The organism is Aeromonas sp. Marseille-Q7275 (genome assembly GCF_965119515.1).
This window is the reverse complement of record NZ_CBCPLW010000011.1, coordinates 1-19,358: the sequence shown is the minus strand read 5'-3', so window position 1 is coordinate 19,358 and position 19,358 is coordinate 1. Positions and strand designations below refer to the sequence as shown.

At 62.8% G+C, this 19,358-nt stretch carries 20 protein-coding genes and 2 pseudogenes; 10 read left to right on the top strand and 12 right to left on the bottom strand.

What is annotated here, in order from left to right:
- Window positions 1–39: 39 nt before the first annotated feature.
- From ACWPWQ_RS11910 to ACWPWQ_RS11895, 4 genes are all read right to left on the bottom strand, one after another.
- A complete protein-coding gene (locus ACWPWQ_RS11910; protein WP_454009857.1) occupies window positions 40–480 on the bottom strand; it encodes an acetyltransferase in 441 nt (146 codons plus the stop codon).
- Window positions 481–529: 49 nt separating this feature from the next.
- Window positions 530–991, bottom strand: coding sequence for a GNAT family N-acetyltransferase (locus tag ACWPWQ_RS11905; protein WP_162519116.1), 462 nt, complete (start codon window positions 989–991; stop codon window positions 530–532).
- Window positions 992–1,025: 34 nt separating this feature from the next.
- Window positions 1,026–1,358 (bottom strand): YnfA family protein, encoded by a 333-nt coding sequence (locus ACWPWQ_RS11900; protein ID WP_139434321.1) that lies wholly within the window; start codon window positions 1,356–1,358, stop codon window positions 1,026–1,028.
- Between the two features lie 133 nt (window positions 1,359–1,491).
- Window positions 1,492–2,337, bottom strand: coding sequence for a DUF5718 family protein (locus ACWPWQ_RS11895; protein WP_139434320.1), 846 nt, complete (start codon window positions 2,335–2,337; stop codon window positions 1,492–1,494).
- A gap of 456 nt (window positions 2,338–2,793) precedes the next feature.
- On the opposite strand from ACWPWQ_RS11895, the gene ACWPWQ_RS11890 reads away from it, so the two are divergent.
- From ACWPWQ_RS11890 to ACWPWQ_RS11870, 5 genes are all read left to right on the top strand, one after another.
- Window positions 2,794–3,054 carry a hypothetical protein gene (locus tag ACWPWQ_RS11890; RefSeq protein WP_454009909.1) on the top strand — a complete coding sequence of 87 codons (261 nt, stop codon included), beginning with the start codon at window positions 2,794–2,796 and terminating at the stop codon, window positions 3,052–3,054.
- A complete protein-coding gene (locus tag ACWPWQ_RS11885) occupies window positions 2,987–3,301 on the top strand; it encodes a DUF4823 domain-containing protein (protein WP_454009856.1) in 315 nt (104 codons plus the stop codon). The genes ACWPWQ_RS11890 and ACWPWQ_RS11885 overlap by 68 nt, the downstream gene beginning before the upstream one ends.
- Before the next feature lie 25 nt (window positions 3,302–3,326).
- Entirely contained in the window at window positions 3,327–3,719 is a 393-nt protein-coding gene (locus tag ACWPWQ_RS11880) for an NUDIX hydrolase (protein WP_454009855.1), read from the top strand.
- Between the two features lie 273 nt (window positions 3,720–3,992).
- On the top strand, window positions 3,993–4,499 hold the full coding sequence (locus ACWPWQ_RS11875; protein WP_139434317.1) for a GNAT family N-acetyltransferase: 507 nt from the start codon (window positions 3,993–3,995) through the stop codon (window positions 4,497–4,499).
- 114 nt (window positions 4,500–4,613) lie between these two features.
- A complete protein-coding gene (locus ACWPWQ_RS11870; RefSeq protein WP_429170558.1) occupies window positions 4,614–4,907 on the top strand; it encodes an antibiotic biosynthesis monooxygenase family protein in 294 nt (97 codons plus the stop codon).
- 38 nt (window positions 4,908–4,945) lie between these two features.
- Here the strand turns inward: ACWPWQ_RS11870 and pdxY are convergent, their stop codons facing one another.
- From pdxY to ACWPWQ_RS11855, 3 genes are all read right to left on the bottom strand, one after another.
- Entirely contained in the window at window positions 4,946–5,821 is an 876-nt protein-coding gene (gene pdxY, locus ACWPWQ_RS11865) for a pyridoxal kinase PdxY (protein ID WP_139434316.1), read from the bottom strand.
- A 335-nt stretch (window positions 5,822–6,156) separates the two neighbouring features.
- A complete protein-coding gene (locus ACWPWQ_RS11860) occupies window positions 6,157–6,912 on the bottom strand; it encodes a DUF429 domain-containing protein (protein ID WP_454009854.1) in 756 nt (251 codons plus the stop codon).
- Window positions 6,913–6,990: 78 nt separating this feature from the next.
- Window positions 6,991–7,554, bottom strand: coding sequence for a VC2662 family protein (locus ACWPWQ_RS11855; RefSeq protein WP_454009853.1), 564 nt, complete (start codon window positions 7,552–7,554; stop codon window positions 6,991–6,993).
- A 300-nt stretch (window positions 7,555–7,854) separates the two neighbouring features.
- Between ACWPWQ_RS11855 and ACWPWQ_RS11850 the strand changes: the two genes are divergently transcribed.
- The 4 genes from ACWPWQ_RS11850 to ybcJ all read left to right on the top strand — a co-directional run bounded on the left by ACWPWQ_RS11850 (window position 7,855) and on the right by ybcJ (window position 10,888).
- Window positions 7,855–8,205: a phasin family protein gene (locus ACWPWQ_RS11850; RefSeq protein WP_342058384.1), complete on the top strand. Its 351-nt coding sequence runs from the start codon at window positions 7,855–7,857 to the stop codon at window positions 8,203–8,205.
- Between the two features lie 92 nt (window positions 8,206–8,297).
- Window positions 8,298–10,082, top strand: coding sequence for a class I poly(R)-hydroxyalkanoic acid synthase (locus ACWPWQ_RS11845; protein ID WP_454009852.1), 1,785 nt, complete (start codon window positions 8,298–8,300; stop codon window positions 10,080–10,082).
- Entirely contained in the window at window positions 10,079–10,483 is a 405-nt protein-coding gene (locus ACWPWQ_RS11840) for a MaoC family dehydratase (RefSeq protein WP_454009851.1), read from the top strand. The genes ACWPWQ_RS11845 and ACWPWQ_RS11840 overlap by 4 nt, the downstream gene beginning before the upstream one ends.
- 171 nt (window positions 10,484–10,654) lie before the next feature.
- Window positions 10,655–10,888, top strand: a complete 234-nt coding sequence (ybcJ, locus tag ACWPWQ_RS11835; protein ID WP_010674882.1) for a ribosome-associated protein YbcJ — start codon at window positions 10,655–10,657, stop codon at window positions 10,886–10,888.
- Between the two features lie 117 nt (window positions 10,889–11,005).
- Here the strand turns inward: ybcJ and ACWPWQ_RS11830 are convergent, their stop codons facing one another.
- Both ACWPWQ_RS11830 and ACWPWQ_RS11825 read right to left on the bottom strand, forming a co-directional pair.
- The gene (locus ACWPWQ_RS11830; RefSeq protein WP_139434310.1) at window positions 11,006–11,479 is read right to left on the bottom strand and encodes a DUF4442 domain-containing protein; all 474 of its coding nucleotides are present in this window, start codon (window positions 11,477–11,479) and stop codon (window positions 11,006–11,008) included.
- 260 nt (window positions 11,480–11,739) lie between these two features.
- Window positions 11,740–12,593, bottom strand: a protein-coding gene (locus ACWPWQ_RS11825; protein WP_454008829.1) for an IS5 family transposase whose coding sequence is annotated in 2 segments (ribosomal slippage) — window positions 11,740–12,251 and window positions 12,251–12,593 — 855 coding nt in all. Because the reading frame shifts where the segments join, the coding sequence is not laid out codon by codon here.
- A gap of 246 nt (window positions 12,594–12,839) precedes the next feature.
- On the opposite strand from ACWPWQ_RS11825, the gene ACWPWQ_RS11820 reads away from it, so the two are divergent.
- Window positions 12,840–14,021, top strand: coding sequence for a hypothetical protein (locus ACWPWQ_RS11820; protein WP_454009850.1), 1,182 nt, complete (start codon window positions 12,840–12,842; stop codon window positions 14,019–14,021).
- 58 nt (window positions 14,022–14,079) lie between these two features.
- Here the strand turns inward: ACWPWQ_RS11820 and ACWPWQ_RS11815 are convergent, their stop codons facing one another.
- The 3 genes and pseudogenes from ACWPWQ_RS11815 to ACWPWQ_RS11805 all read right to left on the bottom strand — a co-directional run.
- The gene (locus ACWPWQ_RS11815; protein WP_454009849.1) at window positions 14,080–15,831 is read right to left on the bottom strand and encodes an ABC transporter transmembrane domain-containing protein; all 1,752 of its coding nucleotides are present in this window, start codon (window positions 15,829–15,831) and stop codon (window positions 14,080–14,082) included.
- A 213-nt stretch (window positions 15,832–16,044) separates the two neighbouring features.
- A pseudogene (locus ACWPWQ_RS11810) lies at window positions 16,045–17,780 on the bottom strand (ABC transporter transmembrane domain-containing protein).
- A gap of 142 nt (window positions 17,781–17,922) precedes the next feature.
- Window positions 17,923–19,320 (bottom strand): annotated as a pseudogene (locus ACWPWQ_RS11805) (response regulator); the annotation flags it as partial.
- Between the last annotated feature and the right edge of the window lie 38 nt (window positions 19,321–19,358).

Sequence of the window (19,358 nt, the reverse complement as noted above, 5' to 3'; positions counted from 1 at the left end):
ACCGCCCACTTCGGGCGGTTTTTTTATGCTCCGGCGCCCTTACTCGGCGGCCAAGGCCATGTGCAACAGGGGATAGGGCTTGCCCTGGCCATCCAGGGGGGAGCGCCCCGTCACCTCGAAACCCAGGTGCTGATAGAAGCCGAGGGCCTGGGCATTCTGCTCGTTGACGTCCACCCTTCTCGCCCCTTGCCCATTGATGGCGTGGGCCACCAGCAGGCGGCCGACCCCGCGCCCTCTCGCCTCGGGGGCGATGAAGAGCATCTCGATGTTGCCATCGTGCACGCCGCAAAAACCGGCTATCTCCCCCTCCTCTCCCCTGGTGCAGACCAGATCCACCGCCGCAAAATAGTGCTCCAGGATCAGGGGCTTGAGCGTGGCAATATCCGCCTCTTGCAGGAAGTGATGGGTGGCGCGCACCGAGGCCTCCCAGAGGGCGATCAGGGCCTGGTAATCCCCGGTTTGCGCTTGTTCAATCTTCATGATGTTGTGACTCAATCTCTGGTAAACGTTGGCAATGGGGGACCCAGCGTCAGGGGATTGCCCTGGCCTCGGCCTGCTTGATCACAAAGCCCTTCTCGATGCCGGCCTTGAAACCCAGCTTTTCGTACAGGCGGTGGGCCTCTTCGCGCCCCTCCCCCGACAGCAGCATCACCTTGTAGCAATCCAGCTCCCAGGCCAGGGTCAGGGCCTGCGCCAGTACTTGCTGGCTCAACCCCTGACGCCGAAACGCAGAGGCCGTCACCACGTGCTCTATGATGGCGAAGGGCCTGCCGCCGTTGGTCAGGGTCGGGATCACCCCGAGCTGGCAGGTGGCGGCGAGCTGCCCCTCCACCTCGGCCACCAGGATCCGCACCCCGGGCTCGGCCAGCAGCTGCCTGAGCGCCGCCCTCGCCACCGATGGCGTCAACACGGGATCCCGGGGCCTGAGCTCGGCGTAAAGGCCGAGCAAACCCGCCAGATCCTGCTCCCTGCACTCTCTGATCACCGCCATGGCAACCCTCCTGATCTTCTGCGCCCCTGCCGCCCTATGCGGATCTGGGGGCAAACATGATGATGGCCATGCCCGTGAGGGCGACCCCGGAGCCGACCCAGTCCCATAGGGTGGGTCTGATGCCATCCACCGCCCAGAGCCAGAGGATGGCCACGAAGATATAGACGCCCCCATAGGCGGCATAGACACGGCCGGCGGCAGTCGGATGCAGGGAGAGCAGCCAGGCAAAGAGGGCAAGACTCAGGCCCGCAGGTAGCAGCAACCAGGCGCTCCGCCCCTGGGTCAGCCACAGATAGGGCAGATAGCAGCCGACGATCTCGGCCAGCGCGGTGATCAGAAACAACCCGATCGTTTTGAACTCCAGCATCATGGGTCTCTAGCAAGGGTGTGACAGAGGCTGAATGTTAAAACAACTCATGGGGTTATGTAAGCACGGCGACGGCGCAGGCCAGGAGGAAGGGAGGAGAGCCTTCCCCCACGGGCGCGGGGGAAGGGAGGCGTCAACGGACCCTGACTGCCTGGAGCAAGGCAGAGACATCCGGGCCAAAGGTTCGGCTGCCAATGGCCTCGCGAATATCCGCTTCGTCGTAACGGCTGGCCGGGTAGACCACCACGCAGGCGGTGTCGCCGGGGGCGAGGAAGTGAGTCTCGCCGAAGGGGGTGTAGCGGGTGGCGCCTATGCTGATGAGGGCGTGGGCCGGGCGCCCCGCCTGGGCCAGCAGCCCCTGGATATGCTCGGCCGGGCCTTCATCCTGCTGATGGTTGAACTTGTCGATGGCCCAGTCGAGCAGCTGCCGATGGAAGTAGCTGTAGTCCACCGCCGCGCTGTCGACGCCATAGGGGTGCAGCTCCCCATCGCGCTCCAGATAGCAGGCGATGCGGTAATCGTCGAGCTCGCAACCCGGGGCAAAATGGCCGAGAGGCAGCAGAGTGGCCGCCAGCCCCTTGCTCTCCTCCCCCCAGTTCTTCTTCTCGCTGATCTTTTTGGCGTTGGGGCGACGGATGGAGCAGTCGTTGTAGGCGCCGAACGCCTTGGGATGGATGGCCACCACCTGCTCCCCCGCGTACTCCAGCTCGCACCAGAGCGCTACCTCGGGTTCGATTTGCACCTTCTCGTCGCCGCTCACCGCCGCCTCTGGCAGGAAGATGGCCTCGCCGCTCAATGGGAAGACGCCGAGCTGGCCCGGATGATCCGGCACATAGAAGGGGAACAGCGCCTTGGGGGCAACCTTGTCCGCGACCTTGACGGCGACGAAGTCCGCCGCCTCGCCGGCCTGCTCCAGATGGCCGGCGAAGTTGCCCGCCACCCCCAATCCGATAAAGCGGTTCAATCTGGTGATCTGCATCTGTGGCTCCATTGGCGCGGCCCGGGCCGCCGCCTCGTTGTCTATGTTCAGGGCGGCAGCACTACCGCCAAAGAGGGAGCTTATTAGAGCACAGCCCCCTGGCGGCGCCCAGTTGCCCGGCCACAAGCTGTGCACCAGGGCGGATTTTCCCTCACCAGATGGTCATAAAGAGAGCAGTCAGCGCCAAGCTGTGATCCCGGTGCTTGGGCGAGCCCCGCGCTTTTGCTAGTCTGCCCTATTCATTTTCCGTTTGGGTGCCGGTGCCGAGCCATGACCACACATTTTCAGGGTCGATTGGAAGAATACAGAGCTGAGCTCGAATACTTAGCTATAAAGCTGTACCTGCGGTAACGAGAGTATCGTTTTTATAAAAATTTATGCCTTTAAAATCAAAAAATTAGAATTTAAGCAGTGCTACAAACCTAAGATCAACCTAATTAAACAAAGGAATGTGTCTTGAAACACTATCTCAGTGCCCTGCTCTCCTTACTTGCCGTCGGCTGCAGCTCTACCTATCAGCAGGCAGATCTACAAGCACTGACCAGCAAACTCGATGCCAGCCAAGGAGTACTCATTTCTCAACCACAAGATGGATCATATGAGACAACGCAGTATCAGAATTCGGGGCAAATGACAGCCCAAGTAATCTATGCTGCATTTTCCAAAAAAGCCCAGAAAGTCGACTACTCATTGTCATGGCGATCCTTGCCTGAATAGCATTGAACCAACTCAGTTCAGATATTACGTAAAACCCGTAATTCTACATTGGGAAGAGCGGGCAACAGAGTGGTCTGGAAAACCAGATGTAATTGAAATACAGATACTTATCTACGACACGCTAAGCAAAAAAAACATTGCTAACAGTTCATTCAAGGGGAAAAGTAAATGGGCCACATTTGGTGGAGACCATCCACAAGATCTGTTACCGGAGCCGACTGAAAAATATGTGGACACCCTCTACTAACCGTTTAAGTCACTGGGATACAACCATGATCGACAAACTCGCCTGGCTCACCTTCAAGGAGGGGCAACTGCTCTGTGCCCGCTCCCACGGCAAGGCCCTCTATTACATCCCCGGCGGCAAGCGTGAGCCGGGCGAGAGCGACGCGGCGGCCCTGGTGCGCGAGATAGCGGAGGAGCTGGCGGTCAGCCTCAAACCCGAGACCCTGCGCCTCGCCTGCGAGTTCAGCGCCCAGGCCGACGGCAAGCCGCAAGGGGTAGAAGTCCGGCTGCGCTGCTACACCGGCGAGGCTGACGGCAGCCCCACCGCCTCGGCGGAGATCGCCGAGCTGCGCTGGCTGGACAGCCGCCATCTTGACGAGATCTCCCCGGTCTCCCGCCTGCTGTTTCAATGGCTGGCCGAGCAGGGACTGATCCGCTAGGGAGATGGGTCGTGGACGAATATCTCCCATGCCCCGCCCGCTGTTCCAGTGGCTGGCAGAGCAGGGGCTGATCCGCTAGCGGCATGGCCCATGGACGAATATCTCTCATGCCCCGCCCGCTGTTCCAGTGGCTGGCCGAGCAGGGGCTGATCCGCTAGGGAGATGGCTCGTGGACAGCCTTCCAGCTCCGTCCCAGGAACACCGGCTGACAGAGCAAGATTGAACCGTTAATCCCGAATTGATTGGCAATTGGATACAAGAAGAGGAGTTTCAATGGAGATCCTTGAGGTCGATAGCACCAGAGGCATCAAGCCTGCGTTGATCACACTGCTGCAAGATTGCGTGGCCAGCGGCGCCTCGGTGGGCTTCCTGCCGCCCCTGCAGGAAGAGCGGGGATTGGAGTACTGGCAAGGCATCGAAGGGGAGCTGGCCGACGGGGTGCGCAAGCTCTGGGTGGCCTTCGATCAGCACCACCTGGTGGGGGCCCTGCAGCTCTCCCTGTGCACCAAGGCCAACGGCGGCCACAGGGCCGAGGTGGAGAAGCTGATGGTACACAGCCAGGCCCGCGGCAAGGGGGTGGGCCGCGCCCTCATGCAGGCCATGGAGCAAGGGGCCCGCGAGGCCGGGCGCACCCTGCTGGTGCTGGACACCCGGGTCGGCGACATCGCCTCCACCCTCTACCGCCAGCTGGGCTACCAGGAGGCCGGTCAGATCCCGGACTTCGCCCGCAACGCGGACGGCACCCTGGCGGCGACCCAGTTCTTCTACAAGCAGCTCTGAGGGGCGAGAAGCCCAAAGGCCCAACGCAACAAGGCCAGCCCCGAGGCTGGCCTTGTTTATTGGCGCGTTCACTGCTCAAATGGCCCCTTCATCCAGAGACGGCAAGGAGCCATCATGATATTGGAAGTCGCCCCGCTGCAGATCATCCCGGGCCAGACTGCCGCCTTCGAGCAGGCATTCGCGCAGGCCCAGCGCATCATCAGCACCCTGCCCGGCTACGCCGGCCACCAGCTGCAACGCTCACTGACCGACTCACACCGCTACCTGTTGCTGGTCAACTGGCAACGGCTCGAGGATCATACCCAGGGCTTTCGCGGCTCCCCCCAGTACCAGGAGTGGAAGGCGCTGCTCCATCACTTCTACGATCCCTTCCCCACTGTGGAGCATTTTCAGGCGGTACAACCTTGATCAGCCAAGGATGAGCTTGGCCGATCACGGTTGCCGCATCACGCCACCTCGCCTGCCAGGCGCTCGGCCCTGTGTGCGATCCGCGGCTCGGCGAAGTCGGCCTGGGCCGCGATCAGCTGCAACTCGTAGGCATCCGCCTGCCAGGTCTGGCGCAGCACCGCATCGACCGCGGCATTGGTGCGCTCGAAGGCGGCCACCGCATCAAACCCCGCCTGCAGGTTGGCCAGCATCAGGGCGCTGATGAGATCCCCCACCCCCACCGGCTGGCGGGCAAACTCGTAGAGCGGCCGGGCGATGAGATAATCCCCCTCGGGGGTGGCCAGCAGCATCTCGAAACGGCCGGGATCACTGGCGGCGCGCCCCAGGTGCTTGACCAGTACCATCTTGACGCCGCTTTCCAGCAGTTGGTGGGCGGCGGCGCGGGTCTGGGCCAGGGTCGTCAGGTGGGCGCCGCACAGGGTCTCCAGCTCCAGCAGGTTGGGGGCCATGATGTCCGCCACCGGCAGCGCCTGCTCGGTGAGGAAGCGGGTCACGCCGGGGGCGACTATGCACCCCTTCTCCGGGTGACCCATCACGGGATCGCAAAAATAGATGGCCGCCGGATTGGCCGCCTTGACGGCCGCGACCACCGCCAGGATCTCGTTCCCCTGCTCCGCCGATCCCAGGTAGCCGCTCAGTACCGCATCGCAGTGCCCCAGCACCTCGATATCCATCAGCCCCTGACAGAGGGCGCTGATATGGCCGGCGGGCATCGCCATCCCCTGCCAGCCCGCCGCGTACTGGGTGTGATTGGAAAACTGCACCGTGTTGACGGGCCAGACCTCCATGCCGAGACGGCGCATGGGAAAGACGGCGGCGCTGTTGCCGGCACAGCCAAATACCACATGGGACTGGATAGAGAGAATGCGTTTCATCGACACCACCACTGAAGAAGCATGAGGAAAGCGGGCAATATATCGGATGCAGAGCGGGCTCTGCCAGCGATTCCCGGCAACCCTCGCCATTTATGCGGCAAAAAGACCATTCCATGGAGTGTTACGCCAACCCCCGCCACCCTTGCTCAACCTGGGGAACCAGAATCGCCTCGGTCTCGTCGGTGTAACATGGGTTCTTCACACTCTTGTTTGATGGCATATGAGATCATTTTTAATACAGAGTGGCGGATGGCGGGAGAAAAAATGAGGAAGAGCGATAAGGCGTGGAGGGCACTGAGCCCGGGGCCTATGACCCCGGGCTTTATAGTTAAGGCTTAAGGCCTGGCGAAGTGATAGACCCAGCCTTCGTCCAGGGGGAAGTCGGAGGGCGCAGAGACAAGATCCGGCAGGGCCGCGGCCGCTCCCCCGGCGGCATATTGCAGCGCCATCAGGGCGCAGAGGGCGGCGTCGTAACGATCCGTCCCGGCCACCACATCAGCCGGCAAGGAGGCTGCTATCTCCTCCCTGGCAGGTGAAGCCTTACCTGCGACCTTGGCAAGAGCCGGATAGACCTCCAGCACGGCGCGCTCGGCCCGGGGCTCAAGCCTCGGCACAAGCTGCAGATCCCCAAGGCGCGGCAACATGGAGAGCGCCAAGGTGGCGTTGTTGCCGAGCCTGTCGAAGGTGGCAGACAGCGGCTTCTTGCCGTATTGCTGATGCAGCCAGCGCTCGCAGTCCCGATAGGCATAGGGGTTGTCTATCTCCCGCTGGGGCACGGCGCACTCGACTCCCCTCCCCGCCAGCAGCTCGCCGAGGGCGCGGGGAAAGGCCAGCGGAGCATCGATGCCGAGCGCCAGTCGCGGGCAGGCCAGCACCTGCATCAGCGCCATCTCGTCTTGCAGCGCCGGGCGCAGCAAGGCGTCCAGATCCGGCGCCACCCGGGAGCTCAACCGAAACAGGGGGGAGACCCCGAGCCAGCGCAACTGCTGCGTGCGGGCCTGCCAGCCCACCACGGCCACCGCCTGGGCATTGCCCTGCCAGCCCCTCACATCCCAACCGATGCCGATGGCATCCAAGTGTTCCGTTGTCATGCCCCTGTCACCTCTGCGCACTATTGATGGTGCACAGGGTAATGGCTGCGTCCCCTAAAGCAAGACCGAGTGCCCCTGCTAGAAGGATTTCTTGAAGTTGATGAGGGGCAGTATGGGGAAGATGCCGTTCTCGGCGTAGTTGGCGAGACCTATCTGCAGGCCATCGAGCTGCTTGGTGGCATTGATGAAGCCAAGCTGGAAGGTGGTGCGCTCGGCATAGTTGACGAAGCCGAGGTTGGCCAGGGCATTGCCCTTGGCGATGTTGACCGCCCCCCAGTTGAGCCCCTGCACGTTGTTGGTCAGGTTGACGAAGCCCAGGTTGACCCCGGTGTCCTGCCCCTCGTGCCAGTTGACGGCGTTGATGGCGACCCCGCCGAACTGGTGACGCACCCGGGCGGCGCCGAAGAAGATGCCCAGCTGCAGACCGGTGAACTGATCCACGTCGGAGAGGGCGAACACCGGCAGATCGATGCCCTTAACCTGACCGGTGCGGCCATACAGGAAGGAGGCGCGCGCCCCTTCCACCTGGTGGGAGGCTGGCAGGTTGATGCCGGGCAGGGAGATCTGGACCGGGGTGCTGGCCTGGGCGGCGGCGGCGAGGGCCAGCGCGGAGCAACCGAGCAGCAGGGCGAGAGGTTTCATCGGGATTCCTTGGCAGTCTGAATGACATGCCAGCCTACCAGCGCGGCGCTGGCGGGACGAGCGTGCACCAGGCCCCGTGCGTCACCTCTCGTCTGACCCCACTCCCGGCGAGGAACGCTGACATAAAAATTCAAACAGAAATTAACATTTATGTCATTTACACCAAACCGCATTTGATTGCAGAATGCTCAAACGTGTGTTTGAACAGAGCAAACAACACGTAAACATGGATGACGAGTTGTACCCACTCTGGGCCAGTTGGCTCATAACAATACAGTTCAGCCGAAATGGAGACGCATGATGAATATGGACATACTCAAGAGCTTTACCGAGCAGATGCAAGGCTTTGCCTCCCCCCTCACCCGCTACAACCAGCTGCTGGCCAGCAACATAGAGCAGCTGACCCGGTTGCAGCTGGCCTCCGCCAACGCCTACGCCGAACTGGGCCTCAACCAGTTGCAGGCCGTGAGCAAGGTGCAGGATGCCCAGAGTCTGGCTGCCCTGGGTACGGTGCAACTGGAGACCGCCAGCCAGCTCTCCCGCCAGATGCTGGACGATATCCAGAAGCTCAACGCCCTCGGGGTACAGTTCAAGGAAGAGCTGGATGCCCTGACCGCGGACGGCATCAAGAAGAGCACGGGCAAGGCCTGATAACCCCTGGCTGCCCGCTCGGGCAGCCACATCTCCCCACGGCTCGACGGTGCGGGCGAGTTCCCGCCGCGGGTGTGGGTGAAGGAGAGCACATGAGCCAACCATCTTATGGCCCGCTGTTCGAGGCCCTGGCCCACTACAACGAGAAGCTGCTGGCCATGGCCAAGGCCCAGACAGAGCGCACCGCCCAGGCGTTGCTGCAGACCAATCTGGACGATCTGGGCCAGGTGCTGGAGCAGGGCAGCCAGCAACCCTGGCAACTGATCCAGGCCCAGATGAACTGGTGGCAGGATCAGCTCAAGCTGATGCAGCACACCCTGCTCAAGAGCGCAGGCCAGCAGAGCGAGCCGGTGATCACCCCGGAGCGCAGCGATCGCCGCTTCAAGGCCGAGGCCTGGAGCGAACAACCCCTTTATGACTACCTCAAGCAGTCCTACCTGCTCACCGCCAGGCACCTGCTGGCCTCGGTGGATGCCCTGGAGGGCGTCCCCCAGAAGAGCCGGGAGCGGCTGCGTTTCTTTACCCGCCAGTATGTCAACGCCATGGCCCCCAGCAACTTCCTGGCGACCAACCCGGAGCTGCTCAAGCTGACCCTGGAGTCCGACGGCCAGAACCTGGTGCGCGGGCTGGCCCTCTTGGCCGAGGATCTGGAGCGCAGCGCCGATCAGCTCAACATCCGCCTGACCGACGAATCCGCCTTCGAGCTCGGCCGGGATCTGGCGACCACCCCGGGCCGGGTGGTGCAGCGCACCGAGCTCTACGAGCTCATCCAGTACAGCCCGACCACCGAAACGGTGGGCAAAACGCCGGTACTGATCGTGCCCCCCTTCATCAACAAGTACTACATCATGGACATGCGGCCCCAGAACTCCCTGGTTGCCTGGCTGGTCGCCCAGGGCCAGACGGTGTTCATGATCTCCTGGCGCAACCCTGGGGTGGCACAGGCGCAGGTCGATCTCGACGACTACGTGGTGGACGGCGTCATCGCCGCCCTGGACGCCGTGGAGGCGGCCACCGGCGAGCGGGAGGTGCACGGCATCGGCTACTGCATCGGCGGCACTGCCCTGTCGCTCGCCATGGGCTGGCTGGCGGCGCGGCGCCAGAAGCAGCGGGTGCGCAGCGCGACCCTGTTCACCACCCTGCTGGACTTCTCCCAGCCCGGGGAGCTTGGCATCTTCATCCACGAACCCATCATAGCGGCGCTTGAGGCGCAAAATGAGGCCAAGGGCATCATGGACGGGCGCCAGCTGGCTGTCTCCTTCAGCCTGCTGCGGGAGAACAGCCTCTACTGGAACTACTACATCGACAGCTACCTCAAGGGGCAGAGCCCGGTGGCCTTCGATCTGCTGCACTGGAACAGCGACAGCACCCATGTGGCGGGCAAGACCCACAACAGCCTGCTGCGCCGTCTCTACCTGGAGAACCAGCTGGTGAAGGGGGAGCTCAAGATCCGCAACACCCGCATCGATCTCGCCAAGGTGAAGACGCCCGTGCTGCTGGTGTCGGCGGTGGACGATCACATCGCCCTCTGGCAGGGCACCTGGCAGGGCATGAAGCTGTTCGGCGGGGAGCAGCGCTTCCTCTTGGCGGAATCGGGCCACATCGCCGGCATCATCAACCCGCCGGCCGCCAACAAGTACGGCTTCTGGCTCAACGGGGCCGAGGCCGAGAGTCCGGAGAGCTGGCTTGCTGGGGCGACGCATCAGACCGGCTCCTGGTGGCCCGAGATGATGGGCTTTATCCAGAGCCGTGACGAAGGGTCGGAGCCAGTCCCCGCGCGGATCCCGGCGGAGGGGCTGGCCCCCGCCCCCGGCCACTATGTCAAGGTGCGGCTCAACCCGGTGTTTGCCAGCGCCACCGAGGAGGACGCCGCATGAGCCCACTGCCCCTGGAAGTAGGCCAGAAGGCCCGTCTCAGCAAGCGGTTCGGGGCGGCGGAGGTGGCCGCCTTCGCCGCGCTCTCGGAGGACTTCAACCCCCTGCACCTGGATCCGGTCTTCGCCGCCACCACGGCGTTCGAACGGCCCATCGTCCACGGCATGCTGCTCGCCAGCCTCTTCTCCGGGCTGCTGGGCCAGCAGTTGCCGGGCAAGGGGAGCATCTATCTGGGCCAGAGCCTCAGCTTCAAGCTGCCGGTCTTTGTCGGGGACGAGGTGACGGCGGAGGTGGAGGTGATTGCCCTGCGAGATGACAAGCCCATCGCCACCCTGGCCACCCGCATCTTCACCCAAGGCGGCGCCCTCGCCGTGACGGGGGAAGCCGTGATCAAGCGGCCTTGAGCACCGACGGCACACAGACACAATCAGCCCGGCCCTCGCCGGGCTGATTGTTTGCCGCGCTCCGTTCCCCCTTTTTCGGGGCAATTGGGCCCAGGCCCTTTCCCTGCCCCGCCTAACTGCCTAAAATGGCCGCCCTGCCGTGTAGGCATTCATCCAGCTAGAGGATTTCCCATGGAGACGTTTCTGCTCGAAGGTCACCCCTTCGTTGCCTTGTGTGACCTGATCAAGCATCAGGGTTGGGCCGATTGTGGCGGTGCCGCCAAGGCGCTGGTCGCCGAGGGCCTGGTGGAAGTGGACGGTCAGGTCGAGACCCGCAAGCGCTGCAAGATAGTGGCCGAGCAGGTGGTCAACTTCAACGGCATGAAGGTCGTGGTGAAGGAAGGCGTCAGCCCCGAGATCCTCTAAGCCCGAGAGCTGCCTAGCACAGTCGTCGGGCCAGGGGCATCAAGACCGTGCTGAAGGAAGGGCCCACCCCGAGATCCGCGGACCCTTGCCCCCGCCCTGCCAGCACACTGTGGCGGGCTAGCTTGCCTTGATCGACAGGGTCAGCACGAAGCGCGCCATCGCCTCATCCCCGTTGAGCGACGGGCAGGTGGCCACCACCTGGATGGGGCGGTTGATGCGCTGCCCCGTCGCCAGGGACTCGTCTATCATGGCGTCGATGGCCTCCCCGGCCGCACAGTCAAACTGCACATCCCCCTCGGGGCGCTTCAGAAACTCCCCCTGCACATCCTTGAAGGCAAAATGCACCTTCTTGCGCCTTGCCCGCCCCTTCTCCATCACCAGCAAGCCCCCCACCAGATCGGCGCCGGTGGCGAGCGCCCCGAAGTACATGCTGCCCAGGTGGTTGCGGGTGCGCCAGCCCAGCGGAATGCGGATGCGCAGCGCCCTGGCGTTCATCTCCTCGATGACGGGGGCGCAAAAACCGATGACGGGAATATAGCGCCAGGCGAACAGGCGCAGTGCCAGATTGGCTTTGAAGCGTTGCAGGTCCATTGCAAACTGATCCGATGAGTGAGTGTGAACGAAATGTTGCCAGTCACCACCCCAATAGACAAGCCTCCATTGCCGTCGTTGTGAGGGCGATCGGCTCCCGGGTGCATTTGAAAATCAAATGATGGGCGCCGTTGCATTCGATGGGCAAATGATGGGCCCGGGCATTCGTCGCCACAGCGACGCCATTTCCCCCCGATGGCGGAGGTTTTTTTCAAGAAAGAACTCATATGGCACTTTAATGACAGCCCTAGGCTGTGTTCTCAAAATGCTGGTTTTCTCTCCACCAATAGTTCCCGTAAGTAACGAAGGCAGAAAGCCAGCTTGATAAAGGCTGCAAAACTTCCCGCCAGCTTTTCATACCTCGTTGAGAATCGGCGAAACTTCTTCAGCCATCCGAAGCACCGTTCGACCACATTTCTCCTACGATAACGAGCTTTGTCTAACACCAGTGGACGTCCCTTATGGTGCCGTTGCTGGTCGCTGCGTTGCGGGATAACCGCTTTTATCTTTCTGCGCCGGAGTTCTGCCCGCAGAGCCCTGCTGCTATAGGCCTTATCTGCGGCAAGATGCGTTGGCCGCGTGCGATAACGGCCTGATGAAGTCGGGATCCTTGCCATGGCCAACGCACTTGTCGCATATCTGATTTCCGCTGATTGCCCCGGCGAAAGGCAGAACCCCAGCGGTAAACCATTACCATCAGTGACCAAGTGAATTTTGCTGCCAAAACCACCACGAGAGCGACCAAGAGCTTGATTCACCGGAGTGTTTTTTTACGCGCTCCGGCAGCATCTTTGGATGCCCTGACATTGGAGCCGTCAATGCACCACAGGTCGAAGTCGATAAGCCCTTCTTCATTGAGATGCAGTTGCAGTGCCGCAAGGATGGCATCGATGCGGCCTGTGCTTTGCCAACGTCGAAAGGAGTTGTAGACCGAGTTCCATGGGCCGAAACGTTCTGGCAGATCTCGCCAAGGTGCACCGGTGTGAAGTATCCAGAGAATGCCATCAAGCACTTGGCGTGGCTCACGAGTAGGGCGTCCGCTTATGCGGTGATGTGGAAACAGGGGCTCGATAAGCCCCCATTGTGCATCGGTTAACTGATAGCGACGGGACACTACATAGGTCTTAAGCTGTTGAGAAGATGTGAGATTATATCTTCATCACTTTAAGAACACAGCCTAGTCGAATGAAAGCCAACGAGAAACGGGGTTGCCCCGGCGCTAGCCCACTCATCCGCCAGCGCCACTGGGATTAGTCACAGTAACGAAATGCCGCCCCCCTCGCTAGGCTCTGCTGGCTCGTGCATGGCCACTCGGCACCGAGCCATCCTGTGACACCAATCTCAGCATAAGGATAGAGAGATGAGTAACGTTCAACAGCTGTTCAACGGGGGCGAGAGCGCCGGTACCTTCCTGCTCAACTTCAACAACAACCGTGCCTTTGAGCTGTTTGGCCTGGAGTACCTCAAGTGCTATGCCAACCTCAGCACCAAGGGGAAGATGAGCAAGCCCCTGCCCACCGGGCCGCTCAGCTACGCCGTCGACTTCGCCATGGATTGCGGCTGCAGCTCTGTGCTGTTCGACTTCAACCTCGCCTACAAGAAGACCTTCGGCAACCAGGCCCAGGCCCCCCTGTGGCGCGAGTCGGACTACGAGGCCGAGATAGTGCTCTGCCAGCTGGTGCGCGAGGCCCCGGCCAACCGCCTGAGCAACCATGATCAGTTCGCCGAGGCCGAGGCCTTCTTCAACGACGTCAACCTGCCCACCGCAGCCAGGAATGTGGGGGGCGATCCCTATGCCGACAAGGACGGTCTGGTGGAGTTCATCGTCGCCAACGAGCTGCTGGACGATCCCGCCGTCATGGCCAGACTGGCGGAGCAGAAGGCCTACCTCATCGCCATCACCTCTGTGGTCACCGCCTACATCAATCGCTACGCCGAGGCCTATGGCGAGCAGTACAAGACGGACGCGGATCTCTGGGCCAAGGCCCTCTCCAAGATCCCCCTGATGGGGCCGAGCAAGATAGATCAGCAGAGCTACAGCCGCCACATCAAGGGGCTCAGCATCGCCACCGACTTCATCAACTTCATCATGGACGTGGTGGTGAGCCAGGGCACCACGGCGCTGGCGAGCTTCAACAAGTTCCTGCAAAAGCAGGGGGATGCCATCCGCTTCGGGGTGGAGAACAACAAGGACTTCTACAAGACCATCACGGTCGGCATCACGGTGGAAGTGTTCAAGGTGGGCAGCGAGCTGGTCTATGTGCCGAAGATCAAGCAGTACCGCGTCAACTTCGACCGCCAGAACAGCAAGTTCACCTCCGCCTGTGCCAGCGCCGAGTTCGTCGACATCCACTTCAACTACCTCTACGCCGCCAACGTGTTCGACTACGAGGCCTTGAAGGATCCGGAGATCAAGCGCGACTTCGACAGCTTCATCCAGAAGCAGCGCAAGGCCCAGATCGAGGAGGCCGACACCTTCTTCAACGACGACTTCCCGCCCCTGGAGCCCAAGCTGATCGCACGGCGCAAGGCCACGGTCTGAGGCACTTCCCATATAAAAAAACAGCCGGCAGATGCCGGCTGTTTTTATATGAGGAACCTCAGGCCCGTTTCTCTTCGAGCCAGGCCCCCTGGCTCTGCATCTCGAACAGCTGGGCATAGTGGCCCCCCAGCGCCATCAGCTCGGCGTGGGTGCCGCGCTCGCTCACCTGACCGCGGGAGAGCAGCAGGATTTCGTCCGCATCCACTATGGTGGAGAGCCGGTGGGCGATGGCGATGGTGGTGCGGCCACGGCGCGCCGCCGAGAGCGCCTGGGAGAGCGCGAGCTCGGTCTGGGAGTCCACGCTCGCGGTCGCCTCGTCCAGGATGAGGATCCGCGGATCCCCCACCAGGGCGCGGGCAAAGGAGAGCAGCTGGCGCTGACCGGCGGAGAGGTTCTTGCCCCCCTCCTCCATCAGGGTCTCCAGCCCCTTTGGCAGGTGGCGCACGAAGGCGGCCAGCTGCACCTCCTCCAGGGCCTGCCAGAGCCGCGCCTCATCGATGCCGTCACGGCCGAGGCGCAGGTTGTCCGCCAGGGTCCCGACGAAGATGAAGGGATCCTGCTGCACCAGGCCTATGCTGCGGCGCACCGCCGAGAGCGACAGCGCGCTCATGGGGTGATCATCGAAACGGATGCAGCCCTGATCCAGGGGGTAGAAGCCCATCAGCAGGCTGATGATGGTGGACTTGCCGCTGCCGGTGTGGCCCACCAGCGCCAGCATCTGGCCGGGACGGGTGGCAAAGCTCACCTCCTGCAGCACCGGTTGCTGGCCATCGTAGGAGAAGCTCACCCCCTCGAAGCTGACCCGCCCCTGCAACGCAGGGCTCTCCCCTTGCGTGCTTTCGCGGGATTCGTCCAGCAGGGCAAAGACCCGCTCCCCCGCCACCATGGCCTGCTGCAGCTGGTTGAGCTGGTTGGTCATCTCGATCAGGGGCTCGATCATGCGCCCCAGATAGCTGATGAAGGCGTAGAGCACCCCCACCTGGATGGCGCCGCCCGTGCTCAATCCCTCGTGGGCAAACAGGGCCAGCAGGCCGATGAGCACCATCATGTAGAAGAGATCGATGAGGGGGCGCAGCAGTATGCCGTTGATCTTGAGACTCTTGATCCTGGCCTGCCAGTGCTGCTGGTTCACCTCGGCAAAGGCATTGGCGAAGTGGCGCTCCTGCACCATGGCCTGGATCACCGGCATCCCCTGCAGGGACTCGTTGAGCCGGCTGTTGATGTCGGAGAGCAGGCTGCGGGTCGCCCGCACCACGGGCACGCTCAATTTCTGGTAGAGCCACATCACGGCCCCCACCGCCGGCAGCAGGGTGGCGCACACCAGCATCAGGCGAAGATCCAGCAGCGCCATGGAGATGAGGATGCCGCACAAGAGCACCACTTTTTGCACCAAGAGCCCTATCACCTGGACATAGAGGTTCATGATCGCCTCGGTGTCGTTGGTGATGCGGGAGATGAGGGAGCCCGAGCGGTGCTTGTCGAAATAGCGGGCAGGCAGCCGGATGGCGGTGGCAAACACCTGCTCGCGAAGGCGCTGCACCACCGCCTGGGCGATGCGGTTGAAGCGCAGGGATTGCAGGTAGAAACCCGCCGCCGAGAGCACCTGCAGGCCGAGATAACCGGCGGCAAGGGCGGCGATGTCGGGCCACACCAGCTGGCGCGGCGCCAGATAGTCGTCGATGAAGAGCTTGATGAGCAGGGGCCCGGCCACTTCGGCGCCGGTGGCCAGCAGCAGGCAGACGCCCGCCTGCACCAGCCAGCGGGGATAGCGGGCGCAATAGGCGAGCAGCCGTTTGATGGTCGGGTTCACAGACTTGCCTCCAGCACAGCACTCTCAGGGAATTGACTCTCTTTGCCCCCTTCTCCCCTTGCGGGAGAAGGATTGGGGATGAGGGGTACCACTCGTCTCATCGTCGAACTCACAGGCTCTCCTCCACGTCTTGTTCCGAGCCTCGGTAGCGCGCCCTGCTGACATACCTGCCCTGCGGATAAGGGACGGTGGCACACCTTGTCATCGTCGAACTCACAGGCTCTCCTCCACGTCTTGTTCCAGGCGCTGATAGCGCACCATGTCCGCATACCAGCCGTTGTGGGCCATCAGGGCGCCGTGAGTACCGCGCTCGCTGATGGCGCCCTGATCCAGCACCAGGATCTCGTCGGCCTGCTCCACCGCCGTCATGCGGTGGCTCACCAGAATGAGGGTCCGTCTGTGGGCCTTGAGCGCCAGCAGGATCTGCTGCTCGGTGTGGGCATCCACCGCCGACAGGGCGTCATCCAGCACCAGGACAGGTGCCGCCAGCAGCAGGGCGCGGGCGATGGCGAGACGCTGCTTCTGGCCGCCGGAGAGGGTCACCCCCTTCTCCCCCACCTCGGTCTCATACCCCCTGGGGAAACGAACGATGTCGTCGTGGACGCAGGCGATGCGGGCCACCCGCTCTATCTCCTCCCGGCTCGCCTCCGGCTTGCCGAGGGCGATGTTGGCGGCGATGGTGGTGGAGAACAGGAAGGGCTCCTGTGGCACATAGGCAAACTGGCTGCGCAGGGTGCCCAGGGGCAGCTGGTCGATGGGCACGCCCCCCATGGCAATGGTACCGGCCGTGGGATTGGCCAGCCGCATCAGGAGCTTGAGCAGGAGCTCTTGCCCGCCCCGGTGCGCCCCACCACCCCCAGCAGCATGCCTCCTTGCTGCAGGGCAACCACGCCATGCAGCAGGCTGCGCTGCTCCAGCCGATAACCCAGGCCCCTGGCCTCAAGCGGCAGAGCCGAGACAAAGGCCGCGGGCCGGACCGGCTCTTCGATGTCGCTGCGCTCCCCCAGCATGCTCTCGATGCGGGAGTAGGCGGCGCTGCCCCTCTCTATGATGTTGAACAGCCAGGCGATGGCGAACATGGGCCAGATAAGCTGACCCAGGTACATGGTGAAGCTGGTGAGCTCCCCCAGGGTCAATTTGTCTTGCAACACCAGGGCGCTGCCGCCGGCCACCGCCAGGAAGTAGGAGCAGCCGATGCACAGATAGATCACAGGATCGAACTTGGCATCGATGCGGGCCACCGCCATGTTGCGCTCCCCCGCCTGGCGGGTCAGCTCGGCGAAGCCCTGATCCTCGAGGGACTCCACCGCGTAGGACTTGAGCACCCGCACCCCGGAGAGAGCCTCCTGGGTCTTGTTATTGAGCCGGGAGAAGGCCCCCTGCGCCGCCTTGAACTCCTTGTAGATCTGGGTGCCAAAGCGGTTCATGAAGAAGGCCATCACCGGCAGCGGCAACAGGGAGAGCAGGGTCAGCTGCCAGGAGTACTGGCTGCACATGATGGAGAGCACCAGGATCCCGACGATGAAGGAGTCCACCAGGGTCAGCACCCCCTCCCCGGCCGTCATCTCCACCGCCTGGATGTCGTTGGTGGCGTGGGCCATCAGATCGCCGGTGCGGTGGCGCTGATAGAAATCCGGGCTCATGCGGGTGAAGTGGGTAAAGAGGCGGTTGCGCAGCACATAGGCGAGCCGGTAGGAGGCGCCAAACAGCATGACCCGCCACACGTAGCGCAGCAGATAGATGAGCAGCCCAAGACCCAGCAGCCCCGCCAGATAGCCCATCAGGGTGCCGTCATCGAGCTCCCCCCTGGCGATGCCATCCACCACCCAGCCCACCACCTTGGGGGGGATCACGGTCAACAGGGCCACCATCATCAGCAATGAGATGGCCATCAGATAACGCCGCCACTGATCCTTGAAAAACCAGCCAAGCCGCAAAAATACGCTCACAGTAAAGTCCTTGCTCGCGGCACAGCGGGGGCCGCGTGGTCATAAGAGAAGCTCAATACAATCGCCCCCGAGGTGGGGGCGATGGGAGTGGGTCATCATAGCCTGAAGCGGACGACTTGAGAACGATTGCTATCTCACCGGTTCACAGCCGCTTGTCCGGGGAGGAGAACGGGAAGGCGACCGACTCCTGCTGCTCGCCGGTCAGCAGGAAGTGGGAGACCTCCTCCCGGGTCTGGGTGAAGACCTGCTGCAACTGGTTGAGCTCCCCCTCGCTCAGCTCCTCTTGCAGCCGCAGCCGCCACTCCAGCTCGCCGGCAAGCAGTTGCAGCCGGGAGGCGGAGATGTTGGCCGACACCCCCTTCAAGGTGTGCAGCAGGCGGCAGGCCACCTCGGGCTGCTGGCGACGCAGGGCGGAGCGAATGTCCCACAGATCGTCCTTGTGCTCGGAGAGGAACAGCTTGAACAGGATCTGCAGCGCCTCCCTGTCCTGCTCCAGCCGGTGCAGGGCATCCTCCAGATCCAGCACCCCCATCAGATCCGGCGGCTTGACCTCGAGCGGCACCCGCCGCTCGCCGCTGGCGCTCTTCACCCACTGCAGCAGGTTGTTGTAGAGATCCAGCTTGCTCACCGGCTTGGTGACATAGCCGTTCATGCCGACCCCGAGGCAGCGCTCCCGATCGCCCGGCATGGCGCTGGCGGTGAGCGCTATGATGGGGACGTCGTGCTTGTCCACCATCTTGCGGATCTGGCGGGTCGCATCCAGGCCGTCGAGCACCGGCATCTGCAAGTCCATCAGGATCACGTCAAAGGGCTGCTCCGCCACCTGCTCCACCGCCTCGCGCCCGTTGTCCACCACGGTGACCACGGCCTCGACCCGGCGCAGGTACTCCATGATGAGCTGCTGGTTGACGCGGTTGTCTTCGGCCAGCAGCACCCGGGTCCCGTGCAGCAGCTCCCTGAAGTGCTGCTGATCCCCCTGCGCCTCGGCCTGACGGACCTTGTTGTCGTGGGAGCTGCCGTTGAGCAGCTCGTCCACCTTGGCCAGCAGGGCGTTTTCTGTCATGGGCTTGGGCAGGAAGTGGGTCAGCCCCATGCTCTCCATGCGCCCGTGCAGCCCCTCCCTGGACCAGGCGCTGGTCATCAGTATGGGCAGGCGCCGCCACTGGCTGTGCTGATACATCTCGAGGGCGAGATCCAGGCCGTCCTCCTGCCCCATGCGCCAGTCGAGGATGGCGAGCCGGATGTGGTGGCCGTCCTCGCGCAGCGCCTGGCGGGCGCGGGAGAGGCTGTTGACCGCGATCACCGAGGCGCCGGCCCGGCCCAGTATGTCCTTGGCGAGCTCCAGCACCAGTTCGTTGTCATCCATCATCAGGATGAGAGGCTGGTGATCGAAGAAGACCCGGCGCCCGGAGACCCCATAGACCGCCTGGGACAGGGGGATCTCGAACAGGAAGGTGGAGCCCACCCCGGGCTTGCTCTGCACCCTGATCTCCCCCCCCATCAGCCCCACCAGCCGCTGGGAGATGTTGAGCCCGAGCCCACGAGACTAGGCATGATCTCGTATGCCGTCTTCTGCTT